Source organism: Ruegeria sp. B10, from assembly GCF_056539825.1.
The window spans coordinates 1-12,626 of record NZ_JBQFVP010000008.1 but is presented as its reverse complement, the minus strand read 5'-3'; the positions used below and the strand labels follow the sequence as shown (position 1 = coordinate 12,626).

Below are 12,626 nucleotides of genomic sequence, written 5' to 3'. Positions count from 1 at the left end.
GGCCGGGGCAGTTAGCGGAACTGCATCGCCAGGGCCTTGATTGAATCCACGGACATTTCTTTTCGAGACAACTCTCCGGCCATCTGGCCTTCGCACAGCACAATCATGCGGTCACATACGGCCATGAACTCAGAAAGCTCAGAACTTGCGAACAAAACCGAGATACCCTGATCCGCCAGTCGTCCGACCAGGTCATAAATTTCGTCCTTTGCACCGATGTCGATTCCGCGAGTGGGCTCATCCAGCAGAAGGACACGGGGCTGTGTTGCCAACCACTTGCCCAGAACAACTTTTTGCTGATTGCCGCCGCTGAGCTTGCCAACTGGATGCTCGGGGCCAGTTGCCGCAACCTTAAGTGTTTCAATGGCTTTAAGCGCTTGCTTGCGCTGCTCGGCCTCGGAAAACCGGCCGAAACTGGACTGCAAAGGCATCAACGGCAACGCCACGTTTGATGAGATTGAGCGATCAAGAATCAGACCGTTGCCTTTGCGATCCTCAGTGATCAGGGCCAATCCACTGCGCACCCCGTCCTGAGGTTTAACGGGCCGTAGCTGTTTACCTTCCAGCGTTATCTCACCCTGATAACTGGCACCTCGTGCGCCGAAAAGCGTCTCGAGTAACTCAGTACGACCTGCACCCAGAAGGCCGCCAATACCCAGAATCTCTCCACGTTTTAGGTCAAATGAAACATCGTCCAGCACTTTGCGTTTGCCATCCCAGGCCGAAAGGTTGGCGACCTGCAATACGGTTTCATCGGTCGCCGGATTCTGACGTTCAACGGCGTTGATCTCGACCGTGCGCCCAACCATCATGCGGATCAGTTCGGCTGACGTCGTTTCGGTGGCCAGCCGCGTGCCGATCAGGTTGCCATCACGCAAAACCGTAACCCGGTCTGAGATTTCAAACACTTCATCCATTCGGTGCGAGATGTAGACTACGGCAACCCCCTGTAGGGCCAGATCGCGCACAACTTCCATCAGAATGTCAGCTTCAGCTTGCGACAGGGCTGAGGTAGGTTCGTCCATGATCAGCAGCCGCGCATTCATCAACAAAGCGCGAGCGATTTCGACAAGTTGCTGCTCGCCTACACGCAAATCTTTGACCGGGGTGTCGATGTCCAGCGTGAAGCCAAATCGAGCCAACGCCTTCTTTGCCTTCTCCCTCAGCGCTTTGCGGTCGATGAACGCGCCGAACTTCCGGGGCTCATGCCCAAGCAGGACATTTTCGGCCACTGTCATTTCCGGGATCAGGCTGAGCTCTTGATGCATGATGACGATGCCGTGTTTTTCGGCATCGCGCGGGGCATCGAATTCTACAGTTTCACCATCAATCTGGAATTTTCCAAATGTGGGTTTCTGTACGCCAGAGATGATTCTGACCAGCGTGCTTTTCCCGGCGCCATTCTCGCCCATCAAAGTATGGATTTCGCCACCGTCGAAAACGAGGTCGACATCCCTCAGAACAGATACGCCTGAAAATGACATGCCAATCCCGCTGAGGGACACTGTGATCTGGCTTTCGGTTCCTTGTTGCGCACGCAGTGCGGATTCTTGTTTCGCCATCACAGCGCCTCCCTTCGCCGATCTAAACGATTCTCCGTAAAACGGTTTCATATACGAAACCATAAGCGCTGGTGGAGCGTCAATAGGTTTTTTCCCTGGAGTAAAAGAGGAACTGCTTAAGTGCTTGATACGACCTTGAAGTCGGCAAACATAGTGCAGGTTTCGAACTTTCTAAACCTTCTTAGTGATTTGTTATTTATATTAATAATTGGAGTCTTGCGTTTATCTTGGACAATTTAAGGCAAGAAAAGCCACCACTGAATTCCCACCCGCTTGCCTTGATCGTCCGACTAACATTACTCATTTTGAGTGTTTCACCAGTGAAAATATTTTGGGTATTTCTCTCGACAGTGCGAAGTTAGTCGATAACTTCGCAGCCGATTTCGAAGGGAGCTTTCTTGCGAAGAAACTTGCTGAGATCGTTCGCGAAAGGCGGTAGCCAACGACGGCCTTAGGCCGTTACTTCTTTCGGACGTCCGGGCGGGAAGCGGACTTTCGCAGCACCTGCAAAGAGTAGGATTCGTCGCGGGGAAGCGGACATCCAGTTTGTACCATGACAGCCAAATTGGTTGGACTACCAGAAGTGCACGCATTGTCGAGACTTCGTGACATCCGTTAGACTGTGAACAGGAGGGTCCTATGCAGCGCCGACTCGCCGCGATCATGGCTGCCGATGTCGTTGGGTATTCGTCGTTGATGGGCAGCGACGAGGCAAGGGTATTGTCCGCTCTCAAAACTCTGCGTTCAGAGGTTTTTGATCCCGCAATTACAAGACATCACGGGCGCCTCTTCAAGGTGATGGGGGATGGTGCTCTTGTCGAGTTTGCTTCGGTTATCGATGCCGTAAACTGTGGCGTCGCGATCCAGCGGGCAATGGCTGAGGCTGCTCCGACCCTCGCCAACGGGTCGCGGTTGCAGCTTCGGATCGGTGTAAACCTCGGTGATGTCATGATCGCTGATGGTGACCTATATGGTGACGGGGTGAATATTGCATCCCGCATTGAAGGTCTGGCTGATCCAGGCGGTGTCGCGATTTCTGAGAGTGTCGCACAGCAGGCGATGGGCAAGGTGGATGCCGGATTTGAGGATCTCGGTCTGAAAACCCTGAAAAACATCGCTGAACCGGTTCGGGTTTTCCGCGTCGTGCTCGACAGAGAGCCCGCCTCCAAACGGCGATCAAGCAAGCTTCCATTGATAACAGGTGCATCGGTGCTGGTTGGTTTGGGCTTTGTCGGCTTGTTAACGTGGTGGATCGGCTTTGGTCACGAGCCGGTTGATGCCATGACCTTTGATGAAGCTGCTCTGTTGACGGAGCCAACAGGTCCGACCGTTGCGGTTCTACCATTTCAAAACCTTAGCAATACGGACGCCCGCGATTTATTGGCTGTTGGCATAGGCGAAGACATCATCGTTGAGCTGGGGAGCTATCAGGACCTCAATGTATTGTCCCGCCAATCCACCCATTCCGTTGGACCGGACGAAAAAGACCCGCTCAGTATCCGGCAGAAATTCGGCGCGGACTATGCGCTGGAAGGTTCTGTCCGGCAGGTTGCAGATCGTCTGCGCGTGACAGCGCGATTGATAGACACTACCTCGGGGCTTCAAGTCTGGTCGGGGGCGTATGACGAAAGCCTCACGACTTCAAATATTCTGGACGTTCAGCTGAACATTACCGAAAAAGTGGCCTCGGCTGTGGGTGACGCGGGCGGGGCTATCAAGCGCATTCACGCAGGTCATGCGCGCGCGAAACTTCCGGAACATCTCTCGTCTTATGAATGTTCCCTGCTGCGCGTTGGTTTTCTAAACCGACGAGATATTCAAGAGCGCGTCCGCGGCTGTATCCTGCGGGTTGTAGAAGACGAACCCGAGTATTGGCGCGGGTGGGCGCAATTGGCCGAGGCCCTGCTAACGGATGTGAAGCTTTTCACCGGGCTGTATCCAGGGACACAGGATGAGAAAATCCAACGCGCGGAAGAGGCGGCTCGGAACGCGGTGTCGCTGAACCCACTTTCTGCCCGCGCTCACTTCCTTCTGTCGCTTGTGCTTCAGATTCAACGCGATCTCGACGGGTTCTTCTCGTCTGCTGAAACGGCGCTGACATTGGGGACAGATCGGTATCTGCAAGGGCAGATCGGCTATGAGTTCATTTGGTCCGGGCGTCTGGATTTGGGGGCTGCGCTCGTCGAAAATGCAATCGCGCTAGACCCAAATGCAGCAGACCCAAACTGGTATCAGGCGCTGGCCGAGTATCATTTCCTGAACGGGGATTATGAAACAGCGCTGAGCACTTATCGCAAAGGGGCACAGCCGGACATTTGGTGGTCGGTCTCAATCGAAGTCGCAATTCTGGCTGAACTGGGTCCGCGCGACGCCGCCATTGCCGCGCGGGAGAGGCTGAACAAAACTCGTCCGGGGATAAAAATTGCTGACATTGTCTGGATGTATCGGCGCTTTGCGCGCCCGGATGAACACATCCTGCCTTTCGTCGAAGCCTACAGAGCTGTGGACATGCCCGAGGGGCGGTTTGCCCCGCTTCAGGATAGTGCAGGCTGACCGACGGAGCGCGGTACGGCACAGAGTAGTGCCAAGTCTGGCGCCGATTTTTATTCGGGCACGCCCGCCTTTTGCAAACTTGCCAACCAGATCCGTCGGTTTTCGGGGTGGTTTTTTGATCCTGCGAATTGCCTGCGCATCGCTGAGATTGACAGCTTGGGGTTGATCTCAAGCGCATTGTTAACGGCCTCTTGGGCTTCGTCTTGTCTGCCCATCTCGGCAAGAGTGGCCGCGCTCAACAGGTGGTGAAACAGCCGCCAAGTATTGCTTGTTGCCACCGCGCCCAACTGCCGGGCTGCGTCAAGCGCTTCTTCGTAGCGCTCCAGATGAAACAGGATGTGCCCTTGGTAGAAGTACATGTTTTGCAGCATCGGATCGCGTGGACTTAGCCGGATTGCCATCTCTATCTCGGGCAGGGCGTGGTCCTGCATGCGGAACCAGTCATAAGTATGCGCCAATTCCAGCCGTATACGCGCATCATTGGGATTGAGCGCGACAGCGCGCTCGAGATTTGCGATGGCTGGATCGGCCTCTCCGGTAAATCGGTAAATATAACCAAGAGCCGCATGTGCCTGCGCGTCCTGATCGTCCAGTTCAATTGACCGTTTGGCCGCCTCAGTCGCGGCAATCAACGTGTCCTGAGGCGTATCTGACCACTGAAAGAAGAATATCGTTCCCAGCGCGCGGGCTAACAGGCTGTGCGCTGCTGCGAATTCCGGATCCGCAGCGATAGCGGACTGCGCAAACGTCACCGCGTCCTGCTGTGCCTCTTGCGAAAACACGGCCTGCTGCGCCCGACCGCGCAAATACAGATCCCATGCACCCATGTCCTCGGTCGGTTTTTCCTGCGACCGTGCTTCGCCGGACTGGTATATCTCAGGCAATAACTGACCCGTGATGGCCCGGCTGATCTCGTCCTGAACGTCAAAGACATCCGTTACCTGACGATCAAAAACCTCGGCCCAGATGGTTTCGGCGCTGTCGACATCAATAAGCTCTCCGCTAATGCGCATCTGACCATCGGCGCGGCGGACACTGCCGCGGACAACATAGCCAACCCCAAGGTCGCGTGCGATTTCGATCGGGGTTGCCTTATCCTTCGCGTACGAGAACATCGTCGCGCTGGACACAACGAAGAGTTCCCGGTTCCGCGACAGATGCGCGATCAGGTCGTCGGTGAGACCATCGACGAAATACTGACCCGTTCTTTCGTCCCCGATATTGTCAAACTGCACAACGGCCAAAGAGGGTTTCCCGGTGTCCGGCAATCGCTGCCGGTCAGCAAATATGGAGAGCGACAGCATAGCGATTGCCAAAGCCAACAGAACGCCCGCAACAAGAACGCCGCGTTTGGGCGCGTGGGTAGTGCGCTCCGGCGGCTCATCCGATGCAACCGGGGCCACAAATTGGAACCCGCGCTTTGGAAAGGTCTTGATGTAGTCTGAGCTTGCCGCAGTATCGCCCAAGGCTTTGCGCACGGATCGAATGCGCGTGTTCAACGCGGCATCCGTGATCGCAGCGCCGCCCCAAATCTCATCAATGATCTCTTGCTTGCCAACAATCCTGTCTCGGTTCCTGACGAGAAATTCCAGCAATTGCAGGGCCTGAGGTTCCAAAGCAACCGGTTGGCCACTGCGGTTCTATCCCTGTGTCGGATCAAGTTGGAACTCTAAGAAACGGTACATACTCAAACCTACACTCCGCCATGTCCTTGGCTCAACGAAGTTTGCGGATTGTCAGATGAATGTCAGAAAAAATCAGATTCCGATCAAGCCCGGCGCGTTCGCCCGGCGTAACGTTTCCGGGGGTTAGTGTTCCGTAGCATTACTCAAAATAATAAGGAGATTGGATATGGCCCAACTGAAAAAACTTTGCATCGCGGCTTCGGTCGCTCTGGCGGGGAGCACTGCATTGGCTGAAACGGATCTTGAGGCGGCGTTGGATAACGGTGCCGAGCGCCTCAATGCCGATCAGATCGCAGAGCTCTTGATCGGAAATACTGTCACAGCCACCTCTGGAGAGAAGAGATTTCGCTTTTTCTATGACCCCAACAATATCGTGAGCGGAGAACTTACGAACGGTGGATGGAACGGTGCCGGCGCATTTGCCATCACCGATACGGATAAGGTTTGCGTTTCCATGGCAGCCGACAAGGGGCGCTATCGCTGTATGACAGTTCTACGTGTCGGGGACACGGTCCATAAGTTCAGTGCCGACGGAAAGAGAACTTTCGAGCTGCACAGCTTTGAACCGTCTACCGGTCTCTGAGTTTCGGTCTCAAACTGGTTCTGACACTGGACCTGCCATTTTTCTGGCTGAGGAGAAATGGCAGGCACGAAATCAGCTGCTCTGTTCTCCATGCGCGGTGAATGTCCGACTTGAGCGGAAATGGTTTGTCATAGGTCGAACACTGCCGGTGTCCGCTAAGGGCCGGGCGTATAGCCTTAGATTGGAGGCACGGCACGCACGGCGACCAACTGTCTGGCCGCCACCCTTTCACGATGTATCATATACAGCCCCGCACCGATGATGATGGCAATGCCAAGCAGACTAAGCGTGTTCGGGAAGTCATTGAAGACAAGATAGCCGAACAAGGTCGCGACCGGCAGCTCAAAATACTGCAGCGGTGCCAGCGTGGCGGAAGGCGCAAAAGACAGCGCATAGGTCATCATCATGTGACTCACCGTCGCAAAAAAGCCAGCGCCCAAAAGCCACAACAACGCGATGTCTGTCGGCCAAACGGGATCAAACAAATCAGAGCCGGAACCTTGCGCAACAATTAGAGCTGGAATGCAAAACAGGCTGGCGATCAGGCCGGTGTGGAATTGCAGGGTCACTGGGTGCACCCGACGCGACAACCCCCGGGTCAAAAGAATGTAGAAAGCGAAGGCAACTGCCGTGCCAAGCGGAATAATGGCAACCGCGCCGAAAGCTGCGAAACTGGGCTGGATAACGAACAACACCCCGACAAACCCCGCAAGCGCCGCGCCAACGCGACGTGGGCCGACGGCTTCACCAAGATAGAACTTGCCGACCAACAAGACGATGAACGGGGCCACGAACACGATTGCCAGCGCATCGGCAAGGGGCATCACCCGGATCGCGGCAATGAAGCAAAATGTTGCGAACACCAGCAGCAATGAGCGTAAAACCAGCACCATCACCTGACCTTTCGCCACGCGCAACGACAGTCCCATTATCCAGATGAAAGGCGCCATCAACGCGCATTGCACCACAAACCGAGCAGCCGTAATCTGCCCAACCGGCACGCTGGTCGACGCGAGTTTCGCAGACACATCCAGCAAAGGAGCGGTTAGGCAAAACCCCAGCATCAGCGCAACGCCGACAAGGGTACGATCCGGAGATTGAGGTATGGGTTCAGCAGAGGTCATCGTTTCATTTAGAGATGTCGCCAAATGCGTGTCTGTTCTCAATACGACCACAGGCAAAAGCCTTGCAATCCACGAGTTCGGGTTGAATTGGATATAGCGCTCGCGGCGAATGTCTCCTCTGACGGGCCGCACAGTCGCATCGTCTCGATTTCGTTTTCTCAAGAAGACGGCGTTGTTGCACCCGGCGCGATCGATCAAGTCTACGAAACGCGAGCGGTGCGCCTAACAACACATCGAGCAGGCGCAGATGCCGCTGAAATGGCCCACGCGTATAGATCCAGGTTTGCGCAACCGACAGCTGGGTCGATTTCCGGCCGGCTGTGTCACAGCATGTGTCACAGTTTCCGGAGGCTCTGTTGACCCTTATTTTCCTGGCTTTTCTGGAAAAGGTGGCTGGGGTGGTAGGATTCGAACCTACGATACACGGTACCAAAAACCGCTGCCTTACCACTTGGCTACACCCCATCGGTGAGCGGCTGTCTACGATTGTTGCTGGCAGGGTTCAAGAGGATTCAGATAAAAAAGTGGGCCGTCTAGAAAAAATTTTGGTCGCGCTTGCTGCTGCGTCCGCGGCGGGGTTCCTTTGACCTGTTTTCGACACCGATATCGCCAAGCGCCAGTCTCGGGATAGACAAACAAGGGCACTAAGATCCCTCGGAACTTAGATCCTGTGAGTTCGAATTCAGGCCTGGCACTGTCACCTTTGCTGACCTCGGTGCCCGGACGGCTTACGTTGAATTTGGGAGCCCATGGCGGAACGGATACTGCGAAAGCTACAATGGCCGTGTCAGGGACGAGCTACTCAACGGCGAAATCTTTACAACCTGCGCAAAGCACAAATCCTGATCGAACAATGGAGGAGACACTACAACACAAAACGCCCCCAAAGTGAATTTGGGCTATCGTCCGCCAGCGCCCGAAACCATCGTAGCGATGAATCACAGGCCGATGATGCACTATCAATCAACTTGGACCAGTCAGATTGGGCTGCACACTAAACAATGGGCCGCTCAGGGTCGCCTCAAAGGTGATGCGACGTCAGACCCGGCTGGGTTGCGGATCTCCATTCGTGAACCGAATGTTAACGGCCTGTTTTCTGCGTGTTCAACCGTGTTCTTTAATACTCCTGTATGAATCCTTGCCTGAAAAGTCTGATGGCCGAGATGCGCAATGAAATTCAGGGGGTGAATGGATGTTGGACCTTGCTTTGACCTTTTCAGCTACTTCAGTTTGGGTTGCCGTTGGTTTCTTGTCAGGGTTTTCTTTTTTATTGACTTGAAGGAACTTTTTGGCAGATGCACGAGCCCTCAACCCCTTACACCGCTGCAATGAACGCATTTCAGTTAGAAAGCGAAGACGCCGACGGCTACGCAGCGATGTGGGCCGCTTGTCAACTCATGGCGGTGCTTGAAGATAGGCCGGAGCTAATGCAGGAATATGCGGACTTGTGGGCGAGAAAGTGGAAACTAAATACACATTCGCACTTTAACGAAGACCCCATGTAGCACCTTTTGCATCGCGAAATCTGCGTTCAAGACGCCCAGTAGTAGGCGGAATTACCGGCCCGTTCAGCAAGGGCCTGCCCCTATCAATAAAGGGGTTTGCAGCTGCCACTTGCTCCACCGCCTTACGAATAGGGAAAGCCCACAATTGCCGCAGAGGTCCCCAATATGCCTGTCAGCTAAGCGAACGGGGTTCGGACACCACAATCACCTTGGGATCTGCAGAGAATACTTAAGATCAGTATTGTGGCAATTTACTAGAAGCGCATTCGAGGCAACCTACTCGAAAAGATACAAACATTCGTCGAAGTTGGGCAGCTTTGGATGAAGAAAGACAATCGATTAAGTTGCAAACGCTCCGACGTTCAACTTAGAGCGCTGTGTGCGCAAAATATGGCAAGGTTAAGGGAACTCCCAAAATACCTGAGTACAAACAATGCATTGAGAGGGGTATTTGGTAGCGGAGGAGGGACTTGAACCCCCGACACGCGGATTATGATTCCGCTGCTCTAACCAACTGAGCTACTCCGCCATGAGTGAGAGGCGATTTAAGGGAGCGGTCAGGGAGGGTCAAGAGGGAAAACACCCCCAACTAGCGGATTCTTTCAGTTCGTCGGCTGCCCCTCCTGCGGCAGAGCAGCGCTCGCCGCAATGCCAGAGGCGACACCGGCGATGAAAGCGGCGCAGCGGTCAGGCTCGGTGATCAGGATCATGTGCCCTGCTCCGTCAATCACCTTATATCCCAGCCCGAAGCGCTCCATTGGAGGGCCATGGTGAGGCGCCGACAGGATTGCATCCTCAGTACCATAGAGAATGGCGCCCGGTGTCCGGAGCGCATCATAGCGGGCGACTTGCTCGGAGATGCTGAGATCAACGCCGATCACATCCTCGGACGCCGTGACAAAGGCCGAGGGGCGCAGGCCAAGGGCGCCGCCCGCGCGATCCAGAAAATCCGAAGGCGACGTTTCAGGGTCGAACACTGCGCCCAGTGTGTGCGGTGCGGTTTTTGCTGCGATGGGAACGGCCAGCGTGTTGCCAATCAAGCGTCGCAGCCATTGCGTGCGAATCTCCAACGGTCTGAAAACCGCCGGCGTTCCCGGCAGTTTTTGGGTCAACGGGGCAAGCAGCGCCAGCCCGCCTACCCTTTCGGGAAAGTCCAGCGCCATCGCGAGCGACACCGCCCCGCCCAGCGAATGCCCAACCAGAATCGCACCAGAGACTTCTTTCGCCTCGAGAAACTCGGCAATCATCCGCGCTTGTTCTGACAGTCGGGCCAGATCGGCGCTGTCGCGTGTGGAATACCCGCATCCCGGCCGATCAAGCGCGATGACGTGGTACTCCTCGGCCAGTTTGTCGACCAGTGCGTAGGTATAGTGCTGCAATTGCCCTGCGAGCCCGTGGATCATCACGATGGTCTGCGCGTTCGGGTCACCTTTTTCAACGTAGTGAATGCGCCCACCGCGTACCGGAAGGATTTGCCCCATCTGTGGAACGGTTTTCAGCCCTTCCCGCATCAGGCTACGGGTCCATAGGTTCATTGCCAGCAGAAACACCGCGAAGACGGCCAGTAGAATAAGAAGCGTCGTCATATCAAACCTCGCTGCCTGCGGCTGGAACCGGGGCGTATTGCTCTAACCCGGATTGTGCCATGCGTTTTTGAAACTCTGCAACTGTTCCGGGCCACAGAGTCGTGTTGCGCCCTTCGGCGTCTTGATACCAAGACGAGCACCCTCCGACCTGCCAAACACTTTCGGTGTGACGGTCCTGCATTTCTTTGGTGAATGCGGCTTGCCGTGCGGGGTCGGGAACAACCAACTCCAGCCCTTGGCTTTGCATCCCGTCCAGAACGCGACCGATATGGCCGACCTGAGCCTCAATCATCAGCACGACCGAGTTGTGGCCAAGGCCCGTATGCGGCCCGAGCAGGATGAAGAAATTCGGAAACCCTGCGATGGCAGTGCCCAGATTGGCTTGCATACCCTCCGCCCATGCATTCCGCAAAGTCTGGTCATCTGTCCCGGTGATATCGAGGCGTTCGACCATATCGGTGACGTGAAATCCGGTGCCCCAGATCAGAACGTCGGCCTGCGTTTCGCCACCATCGGTTGCGATGATTCTGTCTCCTTCAATCGAACGGACTGCTTGCGATATGACGTCGACATTGTCGCGCGCAAGCGCCGGATACCAATCGTTCGAACTGAGGATCCGCTTGCAGCCAATCCGGTAATCTGGCGTCAGCTTCTCGATTTCGGCAGGGTCTGAGATCGCGCGTTCAAGCTCTTTTCGCCACAACTTCATGGCATATTGCACCATTTTCGGATCGCCGCGGAACACTCGATGGCGGTATTCAAAAACCGCGAAGATCAGCTTGCGCCGCAGTCGCGACAACAACGGAATCCGCGCGTACAGCCTGCGAACCCATGGCGCGATCGGGCCGTCAGGACGCGGCAGAACATAAGGCGCGCTGCGTTGGAAAATCGTTACATGGCGGGCCGTCTTGGCGATCTCTGGTACGAATTGCACCGCCGAGGCACCCGTTCCGACCACTGCCACGCGTCTACCCGCGACCGAGACGTTGTGATCCCATTGCGCAGAATGAAACGTCGGGCCCGGAAAACTGTCGGCCCCTGCAATGTCCGGAATACTGGGATGATGCAACGCACCGATGGCCGAAACCAGAAACCGCGCCGACCAGCTCTGCCCCGACTCCGTCTCGACTTGCCAGCGCGCGCCATCCCATTTGGCCGACTTCAACTCCTGCTGAAAATGACAGAGGTCGTAAAGGCCTTCATTGCGCGCAACACCCTGCAAATAAGCCTGAATCTCGGCCCCTCCCGCATAGGCGCGGCTCCAGTTCGGGTTTAGATGCGTGGCCATCGAATAGAGGTGCGAGGGGATATCGCAGGCAACACCGGGATAGGTATTCTCGCGCCATGTCCCGCTGATATCACCTGCCTTTTCCAGAATGGCGATGTTGCGAAGGCCACGTTTGCGCGCCTCAAGCGCCATGGTCAGCCCGGAAATCCCGGCCCCGATGATTAGCATATCGACATTGTGATCCACGCCCCCCCCCCCCTCTTCAAGACGACCAGAGTGTATTGGCAAAGACTATAAGTGCAGGCGCAGCCCTGAACAGCGTCCCGTTGGGTAATACTACCAAACTAGCACCAATTTACGTTGAGCTTCACGTGTCTCTGTGTCGTTTTCGGTGAATGCGATCAGCCAAAACTCCCCTTTTCGGCAATGAGGCTCGCAGAATCCGTCGTCATTGCGACCGAAAAGGTCGGAATCCGGAGCACCACACACGCCAAGAGTGTCTAGCCTTTCCAACCAACCCACTTAACCAAAGGCGCCTTTTCGGTGTCCGTTTAACGTCGAAATCACAAGGAAAAATTCAAGGCGCGACAGAACCTGAGTGGGTCAGGATTTAAAGCCGCGCGCCTGAACGACCGGTGCGATCACCGCAATAACATAAGAGAAGAGCCAGCAAAAAGAACGGCCTTCCACCCTATCAAATCGACAACACGGAGGAAATTGATGTCGATTAAAGAACCGTTTACGGATTTGGACATTAAGACCGCGGATAGCGGTTTTTATGAGAATAACAGCGTTCCGAT

8 protein-coding genes, 2 tRNA genes and 2 pseudogenes are annotated in these 12,626 nt (G+C 55.3%); 3 read left to right on the top strand and 9 right to left on the bottom strand.

Annotated elements, in window-relative coordinates; genetic code table 11:
• Positions 1-11: 11 nt before the first annotated feature.
• Positions 12-1,562 (bottom strand): sugar ABC transporter ATP-binding protein, encoded by a 1,551-nt coding sequence (locus ACR0J4_RS12155; RefSeq protein ID WP_170643197.1) that lies wholly within the window; start codon positions 1,560-1,562, stop codon positions 12-14.
• A 639-nt stretch (positions 1,563-2,201) separates the two neighbouring features.
• On the opposite strand from ACR0J4_RS12155, the gene ACR0J4_RS12150 reads away from it, so the two are divergent.
• Positions 2,202-4,115 carry an adenylate/guanylate cyclase domain-containing protein gene (locus tag ACR0J4_RS12150; RefSeq protein WP_170643198.1) on the top strand — a complete coding sequence of 638 codons (1,914 nt, stop codon included), beginning with the start codon at positions 2,202-2,204 and terminating at the stop codon, positions 4,113-4,115.
• 50 nt (positions 4,116-4,165) lie between these two features.
• Here the strand turns inward: ACR0J4_RS12150 and ACR0J4_RS12145 are convergent, their stop codons facing one another.
• Together ACR0J4_RS12145 and ACR0J4_RS12140 are read right to left on the bottom strand one after the other, a co-directional pair.
• The gene (locus ACR0J4_RS12145) at positions 4,166-4,942 is read right to left on the bottom strand and encodes a tetratricopeptide repeat protein (protein ID WP_480668696.1); all 777 of its coding nucleotides are present in this window, start codon (positions 4,940-4,942) and stop codon (positions 4,166-4,168) included.
• A 588-nt stretch (positions 4,943-5,530) separates the two neighbouring features.
• Positions 5,531-5,734, bottom strand: a pseudogene (locus tag ACR0J4_RS12140) (winged helix-turn-helix domain-containing protein); the annotation flags it as partial.
• A 232-nt stretch (positions 5,735-5,966) separates the two neighbouring features.
• Between ACR0J4_RS12140 and ACR0J4_RS12135 the strand changes: the two are divergent.
• Positions 5,967-6,383: a hypothetical protein gene (locus ACR0J4_RS12135; RefSeq protein ID WP_170643200.1), complete on the top strand. Its 417-nt coding sequence runs from the start codon at positions 5,967-5,969 to the stop codon at positions 6,381-6,383.
• A 176-nt stretch (positions 6,384-6,559) separates the two neighbouring features.
• Here ACR0J4_RS12135 and ACR0J4_RS12130 read toward each other — a convergent pair whose 3' ends face one another.
• Both ACR0J4_RS12130 and ACR0J4_RS12125 read right to left on the bottom strand, forming a co-directional pair.
• A complete protein-coding gene (locus ACR0J4_RS12130) occupies positions 6,560-7,507 on the bottom strand; it encodes a DMT family transporter (RefSeq protein WP_480668641.1) in 948 nt (315 codons plus the stop codon).
• Between the two features lie 390 nt (positions 7,508-7,897).
• A tRNA-Gln gene (locus ACR0J4_RS12125) sits at positions 7,898-7,972 on the bottom strand.
• A gap of 309 nt (positions 7,973-8,281) precedes the next feature.
• Here ACR0J4_RS12125 and ACR0J4_RS12120 point away from each other — a divergent pair.
• A pseudogene (locus ACR0J4_RS12120) lies at positions 8,282-8,353 on the top strand (hypothetical protein); the annotation flags it as partial.
• Positions 8,354-9,464: 1,111 nt separating this feature from the next.
• Here the strand turns inward: ACR0J4_RS12120 and ACR0J4_RS12115 are convergent.
• From ACR0J4_RS12115 to ACR0J4_RS12100, 4 genes are all read right to left on the bottom strand, one after another.
• A tRNA-Met gene (locus tag ACR0J4_RS12115) sits at positions 9,465-9,541 on the bottom strand.
• 73 nt (positions 9,542-9,614) lie between these two features.
• Positions 9,615-10,598, bottom strand: coding sequence for an alpha/beta fold hydrolase (locus ACR0J4_RS12110; RefSeq protein ID WP_170643201.1), 984 nt, complete (start codon positions 10,596-10,598; stop codon positions 9,615-9,617).
• A gap of 1 nt (position 10,599) precedes the next feature.
• Positions 10,600-12,054: a flavin-containing monooxygenase gene (locus ACR0J4_RS12105; RefSeq protein ID WP_480668639.1), complete on the bottom strand. Its 1,455-nt coding sequence runs from the start codon at positions 12,052-12,054 to the stop codon at positions 10,600-10,602.
• A 375-nt stretch (positions 12,055-12,429) separates the two neighbouring features.
• A partial coding sequence (locus ACR0J4_RS12100) for a hypothetical protein (RefSeq protein ID WP_480668637.1) occupies positions 12,430-12,626 on the bottom strand: 197 nt, incomplete at its 5' end.